This is a genomic window from Pannonibacter indicus, from assembly GCF_001418225.1.
GTDB lineage: Bacteria > Pseudomonadota > Alphaproteobacteria > Rhizobiales > Stappiaceae > Pannonibacter > Pannonibacter indicus.
Genome location: NZ_LIPT01000001.1, coordinates 530,113 through 551,042, shown reverse-complemented (window position 1 = coordinate 551,042; position 20,930 = coordinate 530,113). Strand labels below are relative to the sequence as shown.

At 64.0% G+C, this 20,930-nt stretch carries 18 protein-coding genes; 6 read left to right on the top strand and 12 right to left on the bottom strand.

What is annotated here, in order from left to right:
- Nucleotides 1-2: 2 nt before the first annotated feature.
- The 12 genes from ASC48_RS02465 to ASC48_RS02410 all read right to left on the bottom strand — a co-directional run bounded on the left by ASC48_RS02465 (nt 3) and on the right by ASC48_RS02410 (nt 13,178).
- Nucleotides 3-2,054 (bottom strand): hydantoinase/oxoprolinase family protein, encoded by a 2,052-nt coding sequence (locus tag ASC48_RS02465; RefSeq protein WP_055454202.1) that lies wholly within the window; start codon nt 2,052-2,054, stop codon nt 3-5.
- Nucleotides 2,051-3,787, bottom strand: coding sequence for a hydantoinase B/oxoprolinase family protein (locus tag ASC48_RS02460; RefSeq protein WP_055454201.1), 1,737 nt, complete (start codon nt 3,785-3,787; stop codon nt 2,051-2,053). Before ASC48_RS02460 ends, ASC48_RS02465 begins: the two co-directional genes overlap by 4 nt.
- A complete protein-coding gene (locus tag ASC48_RS02455; protein WP_055454328.1) occupies nt 3,788-4,654 on the bottom strand; it encodes an isocitrate lyase/PEP mutase family protein in 867 nt (288 codons plus the stop codon).
- Entirely contained in the window at nt 4,654-5,181 is a 528-nt protein-coding gene (locus tag ASC48_RS02450) for a LeuD/DmdB family oxidoreductase small subunit (protein WP_055454200.1), read from the bottom strand. Before ASC48_RS02450 ends, ASC48_RS02455 begins: the two co-directional genes overlap by 1 nt.
- Nucleotides 5,178-6,467, bottom strand: coding sequence for a 3-isopropylmalate dehydratase large subunit (locus tag ASC48_RS02445; protein WP_055454199.1), 1,290 nt, complete (start codon nt 6,465-6,467; stop codon nt 5,178-5,180). The genes ASC48_RS02450 and ASC48_RS02445 overlap by 4 nt, the downstream gene beginning before the upstream one ends.
- On the bottom strand, nt 6,467-7,171 hold the full coding sequence (locus tag ASC48_RS02440) for an ABC transporter ATP-binding protein (RefSeq protein WP_055454198.1): 705 nt from the start codon (nt 7,169-7,171) through the stop codon (nt 6,467-6,469). The genes ASC48_RS02445 and ASC48_RS02440 overlap by 1 nt, the downstream gene beginning before the upstream one ends.
- The gene (locus ASC48_RS02435; RefSeq protein ID WP_055454197.1) at nt 7,164-7,928 is read right to left on the bottom strand and encodes an ABC transporter ATP-binding protein; all 765 of its coding nucleotides are present in this window, start codon (nt 7,926-7,928) and stop codon (nt 7,164-7,166) included. Before ASC48_RS02435 ends, ASC48_RS02440 begins: the two co-directional genes overlap by 8 nt.
- Complete coding sequence (locus tag ASC48_RS02430) at nt 7,921-8,913, bottom strand: branched-chain amino acid ABC transporter permease (protein WP_055454196.1); 993 nt, start codon at nt 8,911-8,913, stop codon at nt 7,921-7,923. The genes ASC48_RS02435 and ASC48_RS02430 overlap by 8 nt, the downstream gene beginning before the upstream one ends.
- Nucleotides 8,914-8,917: 4 nt before the next feature.
- Nucleotides 8,918-9,790 (bottom strand): branched-chain amino acid ABC transporter permease, encoded by an 873-nt coding sequence (locus tag ASC48_RS02425; protein WP_055454195.1) that lies wholly within the window; start codon nt 9,788-9,790, stop codon nt 8,918-8,920.
- Nucleotides 9,791-9,864: 74 nt separating this feature from the next.
- Nucleotides 9,865-11,100, bottom strand: a complete 1,236-nt coding sequence (locus tag ASC48_RS02420) for an ABC transporter substrate-binding protein (RefSeq protein ID WP_055454327.1) — start codon at nt 11,098-11,100, stop codon at nt 9,865-9,867.
- A gap of 59 nt (nt 11,101-11,159) precedes the next feature.
- Complete coding sequence (locus ASC48_RS02415; protein ID WP_167345105.1) at nt 11,160-12,014, bottom strand: GntR family transcriptional regulator; 855 nt, start codon at nt 12,012-12,014, stop codon at nt 11,160-11,162.
- Between the two features lie 213 nt (nt 12,015-12,227).
- Nucleotides 12,228-13,178 carry a LysR family transcriptional regulator gene (locus ASC48_RS02410; protein ID WP_055454193.1) on the bottom strand — a complete coding sequence of 317 codons (951 nt, stop codon included), beginning with the start codon at nt 13,176-13,178 and terminating at the stop codon, nt 12,228-12,230.
- 157 nt (nt 13,179-13,335) lie between these two features.
- On the opposite strand from ASC48_RS02410, the gene chvE reads away from it, so the two are divergent.
- The 6 genes from chvE (at nt 13,336) to ASC48_RS02380 (ending at nt 20,915) form a co-directional block, all read left to right on the top strand.
- Nucleotides 13,336-14,421: a multiple monosaccharide ABC transporter substrate-binding protein gene (gene chvE / locus ASC48_RS02405; RefSeq protein WP_055454192.1), complete on the top strand. Its 1,086-nt coding sequence runs from the start codon at nt 13,336-13,338 to the stop codon at nt 14,419-14,421.
- A gap of 95 nt (nt 14,422-14,516) precedes the next feature.
- A complete protein-coding gene (gene mmsA / locus ASC48_RS02400) occupies nt 14,517-16,052 on the top strand; it encodes a multiple monosaccharide ABC transporter ATP-binding protein (RefSeq protein ID WP_055454191.1) in 1,536 nt (511 codons plus the stop codon).
- Nucleotides 16,052-17,248 (top strand): multiple monosaccharide ABC transporter permease, encoded by a 1,197-nt coding sequence (mmsB, locus tag ASC48_RS02395; protein ID WP_055454190.1) that lies wholly within the window; start codon nt 16,052-16,054, stop codon nt 17,246-17,248. Before mmsA ends, mmsB begins: the two co-directional genes overlap by 1 nt.
- Nucleotides 17,249-17,255: 7 nt before the next feature.
- A complete protein-coding gene (gene araD1, locus ASC48_RS02390) occupies nt 17,256-18,248 on the top strand; it encodes an AraD1 family protein (RefSeq protein WP_055454189.1) in 993 nt (330 codons plus the stop codon).
- Nucleotides 18,249-18,255: 7 nt separating this feature from the next.
- Complete coding sequence (gene araD / locus ASC48_RS02385; protein ID WP_055454188.1) at nt 18,256-19,998, top strand: L-arabinonate dehydratase; 1,743 nt, start codon at nt 18,256-18,258, stop codon at nt 19,996-19,998.
- The gene (locus ASC48_RS02380; RefSeq protein WP_055454187.1) at nt 19,998-20,915 is read left to right on the top strand and encodes a Gfo/Idh/MocA family protein; all 918 of its coding nucleotides are present in this window, start codon (nt 19,998-20,000) and stop codon (nt 20,913-20,915) included. The genes araD and ASC48_RS02380 overlap by 1 nt, the downstream gene beginning before the upstream one ends.
- The last annotated feature ends 15 nt before the right edge of the window (nt 20,916-20,930 follow it).

The window sequence follows — 20,930 nt, the reverse complement described above, 5'->3', positions numbered from 1 at the left end:
GCTCATGCCTCCGGACGGATGATCAGGTTGCCGAAGGCATCGACGGTTCCGGCAAGGCCAGGGTCCACGAAGATCGTCGTGTCCGGCTGTTCCAGAATGGCAGGACCTTCGATGCGGGCGCCGGTCATCAGCTGCAGGCGCTCATAGATGCCTGTCTCATGCCAGCTGCCGCCCGCGTAGACGCGGCGGGTGCCGGTTCTGCATTCGGCAGCGGACTTTCCATCCACGGGGGCGAAGAGGCGCATGTCCAGCCCCGGACGGCGGCCGATGACGGCGATGCGATAGTTCATCACGCGCATGGGGATGCCATCGAGCAGACGGCCGAACTGGGCCTTGTAGGCGGCCTCGAATGCGTCGCGGATGGCCTCGCGCGTCAGGCCGTCTGCCGGAATGGTCAGCGGCACATTCACCGTGTGGGTCTGGCCGAGATAGAGCATGTCCAGCTCGAACACCCGGTCAACGGCGGCAAAGGCGACACCGGCAGTGGCCAGCAGATCTTCCGTTTCTGCCGCAGCGGCCAGCATGCCGGCGCCAAGCTGACCTGCGTCGATCGTGTCCAGCACCCGGTTGACGGTCTGCACCCGGTCATGCCGCATGTCGGCGACGACGCAGCCAAGCGCCGAGGTGACGCCGGGAAAGCGCGGGACGAGGGCGGAGCCGAGGCCTACTTCCTTGATCAGCGCGCCTGTGTGCAGCGAGCCGCCGCCGCCGAATGGCATGGCGGCGAACTGGGCCGGATCGTGCCCTTTCTCGATGGAGACGAGGCGGATGGCGCCGGCCATCTTGGCATTGGCAAGCCGCAGGATTGCTTCGGCTGCATCCTCGATGGAGAGGCCAAGCGGTTCAGCGATATGGCTGCGGATTGCCTCGCGGGAGGCGTTGATGTCGAGCTTTGACAGCTTGCCGCCGATGGGCCGGTCCGGATTGATGCGGCCCAGCACGAGGTTGGCGTCGGTCACGGTCGGGCGGGTGTTGCCGAGGCCGTAGCACACCGGGCCGGGGTCGGAACCAGCCGATTCCGGGCCGACCTGAAGCAGGCCGCTCTTGTCCACGCAAGCAATGGAGCCGCCGCCTGCGCCGATGGTGGTGATCTCGATCATCGGCGTGCGCACGACCATGCCGAAGTCGATGGCCGTCTGTGCAGCCAGCGCTGCCTTGCCGTCTGCGACGAGGGACACGTCAAAGGAGGTGCCGCCCATGTCGCAGGTGATGATGTTGGGGAAGCCCGCTGCTTCCGCGATGGCTGTTGCCGCGATCACTCCGGCTGCGGGGCCGGAGAGGGCGGTGCGCACCGGGTACTTCTTCGCCGTGCCGATGGACATGACGCCGCCATTCGACTGGACGATGAGAATGTCGCCGGTGAAGCCCTGCGCCTTCAGGCCCGTTTCCAGACGGTCAAGATAGGAGGCGACGGCGGGCTGGAGATAGGCGTTGAGCGTTGCCGTGGACAGGCGCTCGAACTCGCGGATCTCGGGCAGGATCTCCGTTGCCGCGGTGACGTAGGAATTCGGCCAGACGGAACGCACGGCCTCGACGGCGCGGCGCTCGTTGTCATTGTTGGCGTATCCGTTGATGAAGAAGACGCAGACCGCATCGCAACCGCTTTCGGCGAGGGCTTTCGCCTGGGCACGGACTTCGTCCTCATCCACCACCTGCAGCACCGAACCATCGGCGAGCACGCGCTCCTGCACCTCCACCCGGTCCGGGCGCTCCACCACGGGGGTAAAAGCGCCCTTCAGGCCCCACGTCGTGGGCCGGTCGCGGCGGCGCATTTCCAGCACGTCGCGGAAGCCTTCCGTGGTGATGATGCCGGTGCGGGCGCCCTTGCGCTCCAGCAGGGCGTTGGTGCCCACCGTAGTGCCGTGCACCACTGTGCTGATGTCTCCGAAATCGGCCACGCGGGAGGCGATGCCCTCAATGAAGCCCTTTGACTGATCGCCCCGGGTGGAGGGCACCTTTGCGGTGACGATGGTGCCATTGGCCTCATCGAGCACGAAAACATCGGTGAAGGTGCCGCCAACATCGACGCCGATCACATAAGCCGGTTTGTTCATTCTGCAGCCTCCTGACGGCGCAAGTCATTGGTGCGGGTCATGTCGACGGAGCCATCGGCGTTGAGCCTGACGCCATAGGCTGCTTCGGCAGCTTCCGGTGTGACATAGCCAAGGCGCACGTCACGGGCGACGGCCTGCGGATCACGCAGGCGCGGGTCGCCATAGCCGCCGCCGCCGGGTGTCTCCAGCCGCAGCTTCTGGCCGCGCTCGATGTGGATACCGAGCATCTTGGAGACCATCGGCGGGCTGTGATCGCCATCGGCCTGCTCGTAGGTGAAACGGTTTGTCAGGGCAGATCCGCCGCCAGCAACGCCGGGAGGGGCATATTTGCCGCGCTCGCCGAAGAGGAACACATCTGCCTGCTGTTCCAGCAGCTCAATCTCGTAAACAGCGCCAAGGCCGCCGCGAGTCTGGCCGGGGCCGCCGCTGTCCTGCCGGAGGCTCCACCGGGTGAAGCGGACGGGGTAGGCGCTTTCCAGAATTTCCAGCGGCGGAATGGTCGCCGTCGAAATCGGGGCGTTGCCGTGGTTGAGGCCATCGCCGCCAGCATGGGCGCCGTGGCCGCCGCCGAAGAAGGAGAACATGACCCAGCGCTTGCCATCCTGCCGGTGTCCGGCCAGCGACAGCGCGTTGATGGTGCCATAGGCGCAGGCCATCGCCGGCTCCGGCGCAATCTTCGCCACGGCCTGGAACACCACGTCGATGAGACGCAGGATCGTTTCGGTGTAGCCGCCGACCGGCTTGGGCGCCTTGACAGACAGAAGGCTGTCTTCGGGGATGATGAAATCCACCGGCTCCAGTACGCCCGCATTGGCCGGCACATCGCCGAAGATGTGCTTCAGCGCTACATAGCAGGCTGCAATCGCCGTTGCGCGGGAGATGTTGACCGGGCCGAGGCAGGCGGGGGAGGAGCGGGAGAAATCCATGACCATCCGCCCCTCGCGGATCGTCAGATCCAGAGCGATCTTCAGCGGCTCGTCGCGGATGCCGTCATTGTCGAGGAAGTCCTCCGCCGAAACGGTGCCCTCTGGCAGCTCGCGGATCTGCGCCCGCATCATCTCTGCGGCGCGCGCCTTCAGCTCGCCCAGGCACTGGGCAACGGCGCTGGAGCCATATTCGTCCAGCAGGCTGGCAACGCGCTTGCGGCCAAGGTCCAGCGCATTGATTTGGCCGTTGAGGTCGCCGTAAAGCGACAGGGGCAAACGGGAATTGGCGGAGAGAATGTCCACTACGTCCTGCCGGAACTCACCCTTGTCGAACAGCTTCACCGGCGGGATCAGCATGCCTTCCTGGAAGCACTCGGTGGCTGCCGGGTTGTAGTTGCCCGGAACATTGCCGCCCACATCATGCCAGTGGCCGACAGAGGCGAGGAAACAGAACACCTTGCCATCCCGGAACACCGGCGTGACGAGCCGGAAGTCGGACAGATGGGTGCCACCAGCGTAAGGATCGTTGAAGATCCACACATCGCCCTCATGGTGCCCGCCCTGTGCGGCGGCCTTGTCGATGACGGCCTTGACCGCAAAGGCCATGACGCCGACGAAAATCGGCAGGCCCGACTTGCCCTGCACAAGGGTTTCGCCGGTTACCGCATCATAGATGCCGTGCGAGGCATCATGTGCTTCGGCGATGATCGGGTTGAAGGCGGAGCGGAACAGGGTCGCGTCCATTTCGTCGGCGATCTGTTCCAGCCGGCCCTTGAGGATGGCCAGCGTGACGGCATCGATACTCATTCAGGCACTTCCTTCGTCATAACGGCTGCCGGCGGCCAGCATCTGCGGTGTCCCGATCACGCCGTTGATCCCGGCAAGATCGAGCATGCGGTTGCGGAAGGCTTCATTGGAGCCATTGGCGATGAGATTGGCGTAATAGTCGCGGGCGGTGGCCGCGATGGCGCGGACAATGCCGCCCGGGAAAATGACGAAGCTGAAGCCCAGCTCCCCCAGACCGGCGGCATCGACGATGGGCGTCTTGCCGCCTTCCACCATGTTGGCCATCAGCGGCACGCGCCCGGCAAAGCGGCGGACGATCTCCTGCATCTGGGCAAGCGACTGCGGCGCCTCGATGAACAGCATGTCCGCTCCTGCATCCACATATGCCTCGGCCCGGTCCATGGCGGCATCGAAGCCCTCCACGGCGATGGCATCGGTGCGGCCAATGATGAGAGTTTCACTGCTGGCGCGGGCATCGCAGGCGGCGCGGATCTTGCCCGCCATCTCGCGGGTGGAAATCAGCATCTTGCCATCCAGATGGCCGCAGCGTTTGGGCATGGTCTGGTCTTCAAGCTGAAGCCCGTTGGCGCCCATGCGCTCGAAACAGCGCACCGTGCGCTGCACGTTCAGCGCATTCCCGAAGCCGTTGTCCGCATCCACAATGATCGGCAGGGTGATGCGGTCACGCACAGCGGCGATGGTTTCAGCCACCTCCGTCATGGAGACGAGCCCGATATCCGGCCGCCCAAGGCGGGTGTAGGCAATCGAAGCGCCTGAGAGATAGACGGCCTCCGCCCCGGCCTGTTCGGCCATAAGCCCCGTGAGCGGATCGTAGATGCCGGGGGCGAGCAGGATCTGCTTCTGCCCCAGTCTTTGCTTCAGGTGCATCATACCTGCTCCTTGCCGCGCTGGTTCGCGAATCTTTTCTTGAGGTGAGGCACCAGCCCGCCATCGGCGAGCAGGGCCTTGAGGTTTTCCGGAAGCGGGTTGAGCTGCACCACCGGCCCGTTTTCGAGCCGCAGTGCATCCGCTTCCATGTCGAGTACTGCCCTTGCGCCGTCCGTCACCGGGCCAAGGTCACTGGCGGTCAGCACCGGAAGGCCGAGGTTGATGGCGTTGCGGTAGAAGATCCCGGCAAAGGACCGGGCTATGACGGCAGCAAGGCCCAGATGCTTCAGCGCCTCAGCCGCCTGTTCGCGGGAAGAGCCCATGCCGAAGTTCTTGCCCGCCACCAGAATGTCGCCGGGGCGCACGCTGGCAGCAAAGCCGGGTAGAACGCCTTCAAGGCAATGGGCTGCCAGTTCGCCGATGCCGCCTTTCATGTACTGGCCGGGAGCGAGCTGGTCGGTGTCGATATCATCCCCGGCGAGGAAGATACGCGCTGCCGCAGTGGCGTTCCTGTCTGGCGTGCTCATGCGCAGGCCTCCCCATTGGCGGTCAGAAACTCGCGCGGGTCGGTGATGTGCCCGGTGATGGCAGCCGCGGCGACCGTGAAGGGCGAGCCGAGCCAGACCTTGGAACTGGCCGCGCCCATGCGGCCCTTGAAGTTGCGCGCCGTGGAGGAGATGCAGGTCACGTCCCCGCCCAGCCGGTGGGTGCCATAGCCCGCGCAGATGCCGCAGGCGTTGGGCAGCAGCTTGGCGCCTGCTTCCTCCAGCGCGCCAAGAATGCCCTCACGGGCTGCCCGTTCCTGATCGCGGCGGGAGGAGGGGGCAAGCAGCAGCTCGACGCCGGAGGCCACCTTGCGGCCCTTCAGGACGCGGGCGGCGTTCTTCATGTCCTCATATTTGGCTCCGGTGCAGGCCCCGAGATAGGCCACCTGCACCGCCGTTCCGGCGGCGTCGCCCACCGGCCCGGAATTCGCGGGCGAATGCGGGGCGGCCACCTGTGGCGCGAGAGCGGCGGCATCGAAGATGTGATGCTCAAGCAATGGCGCGCCTTCATCGGTGCGCAGGCGCTGCCAGTCCGTTGCCGTGAGGTCTGCGCCGCCTGCGGCCAGATAGGCCGCGGTTGTCTCGTCCGGGGCGATAAGGCCGGTCTGGCCGCCCAGTTCCGCTGCCATGTTGGAGAGGGTCATCCGCTCCTGCATGGACAGAGCGCGGATGGCCTCTCCGGTGTATTCCACCGCCTGATACTTGCCGCCATCCATGCCGAGGCGGCCGCAAAGGGCGAGCATGATGTCTTTGGCCGTTACCCCGTCACCAAGGCGGCCCTGCCATTCGATGAGAATGGTCTGCGGCACCTGCAGCCAGATTTCGCCCGTGGCCAGCACTCCGGCCATTTCCGTGGCGCCAACGCCGAACATGTAGGCCCCGAAGGCGCCGCCCGTGGGGGAGTGGCTGTCTCCGCCCACGGCCAGCATGCCCGGCTTCAGGTGCCCGCGTTCGGGCAGGATGACGTGGCAGATGCCTTCCCCGTCATGGAAGGCAACGCCGGTTTCCCGTGCAAAGGCGCGGGTGAGTTCGAGGATCTTTGCCCCTTCCTCCGTGTCGCCGGGGACGAAATGGTCCGAGATCAGCACCACGCGGGAGGGATCGAACAGGCCGGTGCCCAGCTCTTTCAGGAGCGGCGCCACCCGGCGCGGGCCGCCGCTGTCGTGGATCATGGCGAGATCCACCTTCGCGGTGACGATGCTGCCCGGCTCCACCGTCTCCTGTCCGCAGGCGCGGGCGATGATCTTCTGTGCCAGCGTGGTCCGCATCACGAAAGCCCCAGGTAGGAGCGCTTCAGCTCCGGATTGTCCATGAGTTCGGATGCCGGGCCGGAGAGGGTGATCTCCCCGTTCTCCATGACGAAGGCGCGCCCGGCGATTTCCATGGATTGCAGCACGTTCTGCTCCACCAGCAGGATCGGCAGTCCATCGGCATTGAGGCGGCTGATGAGGGTGAACATTTCCTCCACCAGCAGCGGCGACAGGCCGATGGAAGGCTCATCGAGGATCAGCAGTTCCGGCTCGGCCATCATGCCCCGGCCAATGGCCAGCATCTGCTGCTCGCCGCCGGAAAGGGTGCCCGCCTTCTGGGCGAAGCGCTCCTTCAGGCGCGGAAAGATGCCAGTGACCTTCTCCACGTTGCGCGCCCTGTTTGCCTTGCCGCGCCGGTAGGCTCCCAGCTCCAGATTCTCCCGCACGGAAAGGTTAGGGAAGATGTGGCGCCCTTCAGGCACATGGATCAGGCCGCGTTCCACGATCTTTTCGGAAGGCAGGCCAGCAAGTTTCTCGCCCTTGAACAGGATCTCGCCGCCCCATGGCCTGATGAGGCCGGAGAGCAGGGCGCTTGCCGTTGTCTTGCCAGCACCGTTGGAGCCCAGAAGCGCGGCGATCTCGCCGGGGCGGATGTCGAAACTGACGCCGCGCAGCACTTCCACCGGGCCATAGCCGCCGCGCAGGTTCTTCACCTCAAGCATGGCTTGCCTCCGCCTTTGCATTCATCCGGGCGGCCATGCCCTTGCCGAGATAGGCCTCGATCACCACCGGGTCGGCGACCACATCCTTCGGCGCTCCTTCGGCGATCAGCGTGCCCTGGTTCAGCACCCAGGTGTGCTCCGAAAGGCTCATCACCGCCTGCATCACATGCTCGATCAGCAGGATGGTGATGCCCTCGTCCTTGAGAGAGCGGATGACGGGGATGATGTCGCGGATTTCGGACGGATTGAGACCGGCCAGAACCTCATCAAACAGGATCATGCGCGGGTTCGTGGCAAGGGCGCGGGCCACTTCCAGCCGCTTGCGGCCTGCGACGGTGAGGCTTGCGGCATCCTGATCCAGCCTGTCTCCCAGCCCCACCTTGCGGGCGACGGCCTCTGCATGGGCCAGCGCCTCGCGGCGGGAGCGGATCTTCAGATGCGCGCCAACGGCGATGTTTTCCCGCACCGTCTGACCCCGGAAAGGCTGCACGATCTGGAAGGTGCGGATCATGCCCATGGCAGCGATATCCTGCGGCTGGCGGCCGGTGATGACCTGACCGTCGAAGGACACCCGGCCGGCATCCGGCTGATAGAAGCCGGTGATGACCGCAAAGAGCGTTGTCTTGCCTGCGCCATTCGGTCCGATCAGCGAGGTGATGCGGCCTTCCGGCACCTTCATGGAGATGTTGCTGGAGGCAACCAGCCCGCCAAAGCGCTTGGTGACGCCGTGGACTTCAAGCAGCGTGGTGTCAGTCATGGCTCTGCCCTCCGTTGACTGCGGTATTGGCGGACGGCCTGGCAGACTTGCGGGTCTTGCCGTTCAGCAGTCCGGCCAGTCCGCGCGGGGCGAACAGGACGACGATGACCAGCAGCACGCCATAGAGCACGAGGCTCGCCCCCGGCAGTCCGCCGGTCAGCTCGCGGGTGATTTCTGACAGGCCATGCAGGGCGGCAGCGCCCGCCAGCGGGCCGAAGAGCGTGCCCATGCCGCCGATGATCGGCACCAGCAGGCTTTCCACGGATACGGCCGGGCCATAGGCGATGGATGGATCGAGATAGAGGAAATACTGGGCGTAGAAGACCCCTGCGAGACCGGAGAAAAGCCCGGACAGGATGATGGCGCTCATCTTGATACGGAACGGGTCCACACCAAGTGCCCGCGCTGCATCCTCGTTGTCACGCACGGCCATCAGCCTTGCACCAAAGCGGGAATTGCCGATCCACCAGACGGTGAGGAAAGCCGAGAAGGTGATGGCGAGCAGCAGCCAGAAGAAGCCGTCCTTGCTGGCAAACTGCAGGTTGGCCGCGCCCGGCTGAAGCGGAATGAGGATGCCGACGCCAGCCCCGGTGAAGGGCACGGAATTGGCGAGAATGCGCAGCACCTCGGCAAAGGCGAGGGTGACGAGCGCAAAATAGGAGCCGCGCAGCCCATAGCGGAAGGTGGTGAAACCGATGAAGGCAGCAACGGCCATCGCCAGCACCGCACCTGCCACAAGACCCGCCCAGGGGCTAAGGCCGGCGCTGACCTGCAGCACCGCGACCGTATAGGCCCCCGAGCCGAAGAAGGCGGCATGGCCGAAGGAAAACTGGCCGCCATAGCCGCCGAGAATGTTCCAGGCCTGCCCCAGCAGGGAGGCATAGAGCGTCATGATGATCAGGTTCAGCCAGAAATCGGACGCGATAACCAGAGGGGCCAGCGACAGGAGCCCGAACAGCACGAGGAGAATGACGAGGTTGCGCATGGTCCTACACCTTGTGTCCGAGCAGGCCGGCCGGGCGGAAGACCAGAACCAGGATGAAGATCACGAAGATGCCGAGCTGGCCGAGGCTTTCGCCGAGGAACAGGCCGCCCAGTGCTTCGACGACGCCGATGATGAGGCCGCCGATCAGCGCCCCGGCGAAGGAGCCCATGCCGCCCAGCACCACGATGGTGAAGGCAATCAGCACGAAGCCCTGACCCACGGTGGGGCTGACGTAGTAGCTCGGCAGCAGCAGGCAGGCCGCGGCGCCCAGGCAGGCAACGCCGATGCCGAAGCTCATGGCGAAGACATGGCCCGTGTTGATGCCCACCAGCCTCGCGCCCTTTGGCTCTTTGGCAAGCGCCCGTATGGCGCGGCCAAGATCGGTGCGGGCCATCATCACCCACAGGAGCGCGGCCGTGACCAGCGCGCCGATGAGGGCATAGACCTTCGGCTGGGGGATGAAGGCGCCGAAGATCTCGAAGACCTCGAAACTGTAAGGCGTGTCTATGATGCGCGTGTCGGACTTGAACAGCGTCAGCGCAAGGTTCTCGATCACGATCGAAAGTCCCAGGGTGACGAGCAGGATGTTCTCGTCCCTTCCGTGGCTGGCGCGGGTGATGACACAGCGCTGCAGGCCATAGCCGAGCGCGAACATGACCGGCGGCACGATGACCAGCGCAACGTAAGGATCAACGCCCAGACTGGCGTTCAGGTAGAAGACGCCATAGAGCGCCAGCATCAGCAGCGCACCATGGGCGAAATTGATGATGTGCAGGACGCCGTAAATGAGCGTAAGCCCGAGGGCGACAAGGGCGTAAAGCGCACCTGTCGTGAGCCCGTTCAAGACGGACGGGATGATGATCGCAAGATCTGGCATGACGAACCGCTCTGCTGATGATGAGGGCGCCGGGCAGTCAAACTGCCCGGCAGCCAGATGCAGGGGCGCCTTGCTTATCCGTTCATCGGATAGACGGGCATGGCGGAGGCGAAGTTCTGCGGGAATATCACCTCGATCTCACCCTTCTGGATCTGCGTGTTCACCGGCAGGGCACCAACGTTCTGGCCGTTGATCATCTGCGTCTCCTTGTAGGGCATGAAGGACATGTCCAGAGTGGAGGCGGCGAGGGCCGCATTGACGGCAGCTTTGTCCGTCGTGCCGGCGCGCTCATAGGCATCGGCCAGGGCGAGCACCGCGTTGTAGGTCAGGAACACCTCGTAGGTGTAGATGAGCCCCTTTGCTTCGGCTGCGGCCTTGCGCTTCAGGGCCACTTCGGACCTCGGATTGAACCAATGGTTGCAATCCATGATCAGGTCAGCCGCTTCCGGGAATTCCTTGACGAACTTGTAGTTTGAGGCAGCGCCGCCGAGCACCGAATAGATGCCCTTGGCCTCGACCTTCTGCTGGCGCATGGAGCGGGCCAGAAGGACATATTCGTTGTAGTAGTTCGCCGGAATGATCAGGTCCGGCTTCTTCGACTTCAGCTGCAGCACGATGTTGGTGAAGTCGCGGGTCGGGTTGGCATGCTTGATGACCTCGATCACCTCGATGCCGATTTCCGGCAGGCGCTTGGACAGCAGTTCCGCCGTGCCGGTGCCGAAGAGGGATTCCTCGTGGATGATCATCGCCGTCTTGGACGGGGAAGAGGTCAGGCTGTTGAGGGCGGCCAGGTTGCTGATCGCGAAGTCCGCGCAGGCGCCGTAGCCGGGGCTGAACCGGAACGTGTTGGTCAGGCCACGGGACATGATGTTGTCGGCAACGCCAACGTCCACCACGTGGGGAATGTTGGTCTTGGCTGCTTCCTGCGAGGTCGCCAGCGAGATGGCGGAAGAGTAGCCCGCAACGATGCCGTCAACGCCAGCTTCTGCCAGCTTGGTCACCTCTGCCGCGCCGATCTCCGGCTTGCCCTGGCTGTCCGACAGCAGAGCTTCCAGCTTGGCGCCGCCCAGTGACTTGATGCCGCCTGCCGCGTTGATGTCCTCAATCGCCATCATCGCGCCCTCGCGGCACTGGGTGCCGGAGAAGGCAACAAATCCCGATACGGGATGAATGAGGCCGATCTTTACGGATGCGGGCTGGGCCCGCAGCACGGCAGGAAAGCCGCTGACGCCCGCGGCAAGGGCCGCTGCGCCGGTTGCTGCCAGAAAATCACGCCGTCTCAGTTCACCAGTTCCAACCTTCTCAGTCATGTCTGTCTCCCGGACACGCTGCATCCCGCAGCTGTCAGATCCCCGGAATCCCCTAGCTTTTATCCCCCGCCGGCCGGGACCGGCGCGGAGCTTGTTGTGGTCCACCGCGGGCTGCCGTCACCGGTGACCCGCCGCATGGACATTTCGAAACGGTAGAGATCGGGCCTGTAGAGAACCCGGATGTACTCAACAGGCCGCTCGGTGCTGTCGCGCACCACGCGGCGCACCTCGATCAGCGGGGCGCCGGCGTGGATATCGAGCGCACCGGCCACATCGGCCTCAGCCAGCGTTGCGGAAATGGTCTGGCGGGCAGAAGCCACTGCCACGCCCGCGCGCTCCAGAAGATGCAGCAGCGGAATGCGGTTCAGCTCTTCATGCTCGTAATTGCGCCCGATATCGCCGGGCACATAGGTGACGAGATAGGACATGGGCTCGCCATTGAGGCGGCGTACACGCACGGCGCGCTGCACCTCGCCGCCCGGCTCCATTTCCAGAGCATGGGCAATGTCCTCACTGGCGGGCAGATAGCTGAACTCCAGCACGGTTGCCTCGGTGGAAAGGCCCATGAGGGAGATGTTCTCAAGCCAGCCTTCAATGGACGAGGTGACAGCCGGTGAGGGCGGGCGCTGCAAAACACGGGTGCCGCGTCCGCGTTCGCGCACCACCAGCCCGGCATCCGCCAGCTCGTTCAGGGCACGCTTGGCGGTGATGCGGGAGACGCCGAACTCGTTGGTGAGATCCTGCTCGGAAGGCACAAGCTGCCCTTCGGCCAGCTCGCCTGTGTAGATCCGGTTCCGCAGGATCATGAAGATCTGGTGATAGAGCGGGACGCGGCCAGCCATGTTGAGCCGGGCCGTTGCCCTGGGCTCTCCGGTTTCAGCTCCGGTATCTGGCGTGTTTGTTGCGTCTTGCATCAGGCTGTCCTCTCCCGAACGTCTCAAGTTGATATGAAAATATACCATTATGTCAACTGAGGCTGTTGCACATATTTTGCCATGGCTGATATCCGCTCGTCCCGCAGCGGGGCAAAACCTCCGGCGGGGACCGGAAACCGCCTGGATGGACGCGACTATTGCATGGGAATCAGTGGGTGCGGCAGGCATCTGGGATGCCTGCAATTTGAGCGTCTAGCGCTTGGCCCGGCTGCCTTCGAGGATGAGACCGGCGATCTTGCTGGCGGCGGGCGTCAGCGTGCTGCCGCTGCGGCGGATGAGGCCGTAGGGTTCCACCTCGATGCCCAGTTCCACGGGCAGCACGCCGTAAACGGTGCCTTCGTCCTGGGCAAAGGCGTCGGCGACGGCTTTGGCGACAGGTGCGATGGAATCGCTGCCGCGGATGATGGCGAGCGTCAGCAGGAAGGATGCGGTGGAGAGCTGCTGGCGCGGCGGGGGGAGCCCAAGGCTGCTCAGACGGCGGATGACGGCGCGGCCCAGCACGCTGTCGGGGCTTGGCATCACCCAGTCGTGCCGGATAATGTCTTCGAGGGCCGCATTGCCCGACCGCAGAAGTGGATGGTCAAGCCGGACCATCAGGCTGACAGGCTCTGGCTCCATCACCTCCATCTCCACCAGCGTGGGATCGCTGATGCCGACGAGGCGCCCCACGGCAAAGTCGATCCGGCCCGCCATCAGCGCCTTGCACAGATTGTCGGACGTATCGACGATCACTTCGATCAGCAGGCCTGGATTGAGCTCGCGCGCCCTCTGGACGGCCGGCAGCACGTGCTCGATGGACGGAGCCGTCACCGAGCCGATGCGCACCTCGCCCTTGCTGCCTTCCGCCAGTTCCTCGATTTCCCGGCCCGCGTCATCCAGCTCCTGCAGGATGCGGGCGGCACGGCGGGCCAGCGCCTGTCCGCTGCTGGTCAGCGAGAGGCCGCGCCCCTCGCGCTGGTGCACTGGCTGGCCGATGATGCGCTCCACGTCCGCAAGCAGGCGGGAGGCGGCAGGCTGCGTCATCCCCAGAAGTGTTGCGGCGACGCTGACCTGCGGCCGCTCGCCCAAAGTGGCCATCAGCCGAAGATGTGACAGTTTCAGGCCGCGCTGGTGCAGGCTGCTGGTGCGGAAGGAGTTATTCATATCTGATTTGCTATATTTGATCGATATAATCGAATTTGACAGTTATGTTTGGCCGGTGCAAGCCTTCCCGCGGTGAATGGACCCCAAGCTGCGGAGAAGCGGCGGGGCCAAAGACCATTTGACGCCCTATGCGCTTAGGGCGGGGGAGGAAACTGATATGAAACTGACGAAACGCGCCTTCATGGCACTGACCCTTGCTGGCACCCTGCTTTCTGCTCCGGCCATGATGACGTCCAGCGTCCTCGCACAGGACAAGGGGTCCATTGGTATTTCGATGCCGACCAAGTCGTCCGCCCGCTGGATTTCCGACGGCAACTCGATGGTTGAGCAGTTCCAGAAGGCCGGTTTCCAGACCGATCTTCAGTACGCAGAAGATGACATCCCGAACCAGCTGGCGCAGATCGAAAACATGATCACCAAAGGGGTGGATGTGCTCGTGATTGCCGCCATCGATGGCACCACCCTGTCGAACGCGCTGGAGAACGCCAATGCGGCCGGCATCAAGGTGATCGCCTATGACCGCCTGATCCGCGACAGCGGTAACGTCGACTATTACGCCACCTTCGACAATTTCAAGGTCGGCGTGCAGCAGGCCGAAAGCCTGGTGAAGGGCCTGAAGGAGCGGTTCCCGGATACCAAGCCGTGGAACGTGGAGCTGTTCGGCGGCTCGCCTGACGATAACAACGCCTACTTCTTCTACAACGGCGCCATGTCCGTTCTGCAGCCGCTGATCGATTCCGGTCAGGTTGCCATCCCGTCCGGCCAGATGGGCATGGATGTTGTCGGCACCCTGCGCTGGGACGGTGCCGTGGCTCAGGCCCGCATGGATAACCTGCTCTCCGCCAACTATGGCAGCCGCCAGGTGAACGGCGTGCTGTCTCCCTATGACGGCCTGTCCATCGGCATACTGTCCTCGCTCAAGGGCGTGGGATACGGTTCCGGCGACCTGAAGATGCCGATCGTTACCGGTCAGGACGCTGAGATTCCCTCAGTGAAGTCGATGATTGCCGGTGAGCAGTATTCCACGGTGTTCAAGGACACCCGCGAGCTGGCCCGTGTCACCGTTGGCATGGCCGAAGCCCTGCTGGGCGGTTCCGAGCCGGAAATCAACGACACCACGACCTATGACAATGGCGTCAAGGTGGTGCCGTCCTACCTGCTCGAGCCGGTTTCGGTTGATGCCAGCAACTATGAAGAGGTCCTTGTCGGCTCCGGCTACTACACCGCCGATCAGCTGAAATGATATGACATCCGCATGCAGGGCCCGCTCCGCTGAGACCGGGGCGGGCTTCCTGCATCCTGCAAGGTTCCCCCTGCAAGGCTCCTCTGAGAGGTTCGATGGCAACCCTTCTGGAAATGCGCGGCATCTCCAAGGTCTTCCCCGGCGTCAAGGCGCTTGACCGGGTGAATCTGACCGTGGAAGAGGGCGAAATTCACGCCATATGCGGCGAAAACGGCGCGGGCAAGAGCACTTTGATGAAGGTGCTGTCCGGCGTTTATGGCTACGGCTCCTATGAGGGCGATATCATCTATGCCGGCGAGACGCTGCAGATGCGCTCCATCAAGGACAGCGAAGCCAAGGGCATCATTATCATTCACCAGGAACTGGCGCTGGTGCCGCTCCTGTCCATCGCCGAGAACCTGTTTCTCGGCAACGAGGTGGCCACCAATGGCGTGATCAACTGGCCGCAGACCTTCTCGCGCACGGCTGAATATCTGAAGAAGGTGGGCCTCAGCGAATCTCCGGCCACCAAGGTGGAGAAGCTGGGTGTCGGCAAGCAGCAGCTTGTCGAAATAGCCAAGGCACTGGCCAAGGACGTGCGGCTGCTCATCCTGGATGAGCCGACGGCGGCATTGCAGGAGAACGACAGCCAGAAGCTGCTCGATCTGATGCTGGAGCTGAAGGCGCAAGGGGTGACCTCCATCCTGATCTCGCACAAGCTCAACGAGATTTCCCGCGTTGCCGACCGCATCACCATCCTGCGCGACGGCACGACCGTGTCCACGATCGACCGGGCGGATATCTCGGAAGAGCGGATCATCCGTGACATGGTGGGCCGCGACATGGCGCACCGCTATCCGGACCGGGAGCACAAGCCCGGCGAGATACTGATGGAAGTGTCGGGCTGGAACGTCTGGCATCCGGAAGTGCGCGAGCGCCAGGTCATTTCGGATGCGGCCTTCACCGTCCGTCAGGGCGAGATCGTCGGCATTGCCGGTCTGATGGGCTCCGGCCGCACCGAACTGGCGATGAGCATCTTCGGCAAGGCCTATGGCCGCAACATCTCCGGCTCTGTCCGCATGCGCGGCAAGGAGGTCGATACCTCAACCGTGTCGAAGGCCGTGGACGCGGGGCTCGCCTATGTGACGGAAGACCGCAAGGAACTTGGGCTGATCCTGGACGAGCCGATCGTTCGCAACATCAGCCTCGCCAATCTGGCAGGCATTGCCACCAAGGGCATTCTGGACAAGCACCGGGAGAAGAAGGTCGCGGAAGAATACCGCCGCGCCATGTCCATCCGCACCCCGGGCGTCCACCAGAAGGCGGTGAATCTTTCGGGCGGAAACCAGCAGAAGGTGGTGCTGTCGAAGTGGCTCTTCACCGATCCGCAGGTGCTCATCCTGGATGAGCCGACGCGCGGCATCGACGTGGGCGCCAAGTTCGAAATCTACACGATCATGAACGAGCTGGTCGCGCAAGGACGCGGCGTCGTCATGATCTCGTCGGAGATGCCGGAACTTCTGGGCATGTGCGACCGCATTTATGTGATGAACGAGGGACGGATCGTTGGCGAGCTCGGCAAGGCGGAAGCCAGCCAGGAGCGGATCATGGCCATGATCCTCAAGACAGCGAACAAGGAAAAGGTGGCGTGATGGCGGGGCAAACGGCATCTGAACGCAAGGATCTGAGCACGCTTCTGGGCGGACATCTCAGGGAAAACGGCATGCTGATGGCGCTGGTTGCCATCGTTGCCTTCTTCACCATCGTGCTGCAGCTCCGGGATCAGCCGGTCAACTTCCTGCAGCCGCAGATCATCACCAACGTGTTCCTGCAGAACGGGCATATCATCGTTCTGGCGCTGGGAATGCTGCTGGTCATCGTTGCCGGACACATCGACCTGTCGGTCGGTTCGGTCGCAGCTTTCACCGGCGCCATCGCGGCCTGGCTGACTGTGCAGCAGGGGCAGCCCTATTACGTGGTCATTCCGCTGACGCTGATCGTCGGCGGCATCATCGGCGCCATGCAGGGCTACTGGATCGCCTTCTGGCGCATTCCCTCCTTCATCGTGACGCTGGCCGGCATGATGGTGTTCCGCGGTGCCACCATGTGGATGCTCGGCGGGCAGAACATCGGCCCCTTCCCGAGGGAATTCCAGGCCATGTCCAATGGCTTCATCCCGGATCTGCTGGGCATCGGCCGCCCGCACGGGCTGACGCTGCTGGTCATCGCCGTTGCCATCATTGCCGTGTTCTTCTTCGGCCTGCGGGGGCGGGCGCGTGAACAGCAGTTCAACGTGGTGCAGGAACCGATGGCCTTCTTTGTGGGCCGTAATGTCCTGATCGCGCTGGCTCTGGCTTTCGTCGGCTATCAGCTGGCCTCGTTCCGGGGGCTGCCGAACGTGCTGGTGGTGGTGACGCTGCTCACCGTGCTCTATGCCTTCCTGACTGAAAACACTTCGGTTGGCCGCCGCATCTATGCGGTGGGCGGCAACGAGAAGGCTGCCAAGCTTTCCGGCATCAAGACCGACCGGCTGGTGTTCTTCTGCTTCGTCAACATGGGCGTTCTGGCCGCGCTCGCCGGCATGATGGTGACGGCCCGCCTCAACTCGGCAACGCCGAAGGCCGGCACGGGCTTCGAGCTGGTGGCGATCGCCTCGGTCTTCATCGGCGGCGCCTCCATGACGGGCGGCTCCGGCAAGATCATGGGCGTGGTTATTGGCGCGCTCTTCATGGGCGTGATGAACATGGGCATGTCGATCATGAGCATCGGCATCGACTATCAGCAGATGATTATCGGCCTCGTCCTCCTCGCCGCCGTCATCTTCGACGTCTACAGCAAGAACAAGTGAGGCTTTCATGCTGATTTCCCAGCTCCGCAATCCGGATGGCTCCATCTCCGTCGTGGTTCGTGATGGAGACAAGGCCGCAATCCTGCGCGGCACGGCCAGCACCTATGAACTGGCCATGGCGGCGGCTTCCAGCGGACGCGGCCTCAAGGCAGTCATCGAAGAGCGCGGCCTTGGCGAGGCCGTCGATCTGGCGCAGGCCGCCGTAGAAGGCCGCCTGATGCTGCCGGTCACCCATCCGGATCCGGCGCATCTGCACCTGACCGGCACGGGCCTCACCCATCTGGGTTCGGCTTCGGCCCGCGATGCCATGCATGCGAAGCTCGAAGGCGCCGAGACGCTGACCGATTCCATGAAGATGTTCCGCATGGGCCTTGAAGGCGGCCGCCCGGAAAGAGGCGCTGTGGGCGCGCAGCCGGAGTGGTTCTACAAGGGCAACGGCTTTGCCGCCGTTGCCAGCGGTGAGCCGCTGGAAGCGCCCGGCTTTGCCGAGGACGGCGGCGAGGAGCCGGAGCTTGCCGGCATCTATGTGATCGCCCCCGATGGTACGCCCTGCCGCGTTGGCTGGGCGGTGGCCAACGAATTCTCCGACCATGTGACCGAGCGGGTGAACTATCTGTGGCTTGCCCATTCCAAGCTGCGCCATGCCTCCTTCGGCCCGGAAATCCTGGTGGGTGACATGCCCGCCGATGTGCGCGGCACGTCCCGCATCCGCCGTGATGGCAAGGTGCTGTGGGAAAAGCCGTTCCTGTCGGGCGAAGCCAACATGTCCCATACGCTCGCCAATCTGGAGCACCACCACTTCAAATATAGCCTGTTCCGCCAGCCGGGCGATGTGCATGTGCACATGTTCGGCACGGCGACCCTGTCCTTCGCCGATGGTGTGCGCACGCAGGCAGGTGATGTTTTCGAGATCGAGGCAGAAGGCTTCGGTCTTCCGCTCGTCAATCCCCTGGTCTTCGCGCCCAAAGAGACCGGCGCCCTGACCGTCAAAGCACTGTGAGACCGAGATGACCTTCAAACCCGCTCCCTGGCCCCGCAAGCTCCGTTCGCAGGAATGGTTCGGCGGCACGTCGCGCGATGCGATCTATCATCGCGGCTGGATGAAGAACCAGGGCTTCCCGCATGACCTGTTCGATGGCCGCCCGGTCATCGGCATCCTCAACACCTGGTCCGAACTGACCCCGTGCAACGCCCATCTCAATGATCTGGCGCAGCGGGTGAAGAACGGCATCTATGAGGCAGGCGGCTTCCCGGTGGAAGTGCCGGTGTTTTCCGCCAGCGAGAGCGCCTTCCGCCCGACCGCGATGATGTTCCGCAACCTTGCGGCCATGGCGGTGGAAGAGGCGATGCGCGGCCAGCCGATGGATGGCTGCGTGCTGATGGTGGGCTGCGACAAGACCACGCCCAGCCTGCTGATGGCCGCTGCTTCGACAAACCTGCCGTCGATCGTCGTCACCGGCGGGCCGATGCTCAACGGCTATTACCGCAATGAGCGCGTCGGCTCCGGCACGCATCTTTGGAAGTTCTCCGAAGCGGTGAAGGCGGGCGAGATGACCGCTGCCGAATTCGCCGAGGCCGAAGCCTCCATGTCGCGCAGCCCCGGCTCGTGCAACACCATGGGCACGGCTTCCACCATGGCCAGCATGGCCGAAGCGCTCGGCATGGCCCTGTCCGGCAATGCCGCCATTCCGGCGGTGGACAGCCGCCGCCGCGTGATGGCGCAGATGACCGGCCGCCGCATCGTGCAGATGGTGAAGGACGACCTGAAGCCCTCCGACGTAATGACCAAGCAGGCCTTCGAAAATGCCATCCGCACCAATGCGGCCATCGGCGGCTCGACCAATGCGGTGATCCACTTGCTGGCGATTGCCGGCCGCGTTGGCATCGACCTGTCGCTGGACGATTGGGACCGCTGCGGCCGCGACGTGCCGACGATCGTCAACCTGATGCCTTCCGGCAAGTACCTGATGGAAGAGTTCTTCTACGCAGGCGGCCTGCCGGTGGTGATCAAGCGGCTTGGCGAGGCGGGGCTGCTGCACAAGGATGCGCTGACCGTGTCGGGCGAAAGCATGTGGGATCAGGTCAAGGACGTTGTGAACCACAACGAGGACGTGATCCTGCCCGCAGAGAAGGCACTGACCCAGTCGGGCGGAATCGTCGTCCTGCGCGGCAATCTGGCGCCGAAGGGCGCGGTGCTGAAGCCATCCGCCGCCACGCCGTCGCTGATGAAGCACCGTGGCCGGGCCGTGGTCTTCGAGGACATCGACGACTACAAGGCCAAGATCAACGACGAGGCCCTCGACATTGACGAGACCTGCGTCATGGTGCTGAAGAACTGCGGCCCGCGCGGCTATCCCGGCATGGCCGAGGTGGGCAACATGGGCCTGCCGCCGAAGGTGCTGCGCAAGGGCATCACCGACATGGTGCGCATTTCCGACGCCCGCATGTCCGGCACCGCCTTCGGCACCGTGCTGCTGCACACCTCTCCGGAAGCTGCCGTTGGCGGCCCTCTGGCCGTGGTGCAGAATGGCGACTACATCGAGCTGGATGTGGAAGCACGCCGCATTCATCTCGACATTCCGCAGGAAGAGCTGGACCGCCGGCTCGCCGCCTGGACGCCACGCATCACCCCGCCGGACAGCGGCTATGCCATGCTGCACCACAAGCATGTGACGGGCGCTGACACCGGGGCTGATCTTGACTTCCTCAAGGGCTGCCGTGGCGCCCCGGTGGGCAGGGACTCGCACTGATGTCTGCAAGCCTTCCCGTTGCACTGGTGGGCATCGGCAAGATCGCCGTTGACCAGCATGTGCCCGCTCTGGCCGCCAGTTCCGACTGGCGGCTTGAGGCAACCGTTTCCCGTCAGGGGCAGGTGGAGGGAGTGCCGTCCTACCGCGATTTTGCGCAGATGCTGGCGGAGCGGCCGGACATTTCCGTGATTTCCCTGTGCCTGCCGCCGGTGCCGCGCTTCACCTATGCGCAAGCGGCGCTGAAGGCCGGCCGTCACGTGATGCTGGAAAAGCCGCCGGGAGCCACGCTTGCCGAAGTGCATGCGCTGGAAGCGCTGGCGGCTGAACGGGGACTGACGCTGTTCGCCACCTGGCACAGCCGCATGGCCAATGCGGTGGAGCCGGCGCGCCAGTGGCTCTCCACCCGCAAGGTTACTCGCGCCCACATCACCTGGCGCGAGGATGTGCGCAAGTGGCATCCCGGTCAGGACTGGGTGTTCGAGCCGGGTGGCATGGGTGTGTTCGATCCGGGCATCAATGCCCTGTCGATCCTGACCGCCATCCTGCCCATGCCGGTGCATCTCGTCAGTGCCGAACTCACCTTCCCGGAAAACCGCCAGACGCCGATTGCGGCGGGTCTGACGTTCTCCGGCAATGTCTCGGCGGACTTCGACTGGCGGCAGGAAGGCCCGCAGACCTGGGATATCGAGGTCGAGACGGACGCCGGATCGCTGGTGCTGCGCAAGGGCGGGGCGGAGATGGAAACCTCGGACGGGGAACGGATTGAAGGTCCCGACCGTGAGTATCCGCGTCTTTATGCCCGCATGGCAGAGCTTGTCCGTGCCGGAAAAAGCGATGTGGACTTGACGCCCATGGTCCATGTGTCCGATGCCATGACCCTTGGACGGCGGCTTGTGACCGGGCCGTTCCACTTCTGAAGCAAAGAGAGAGAT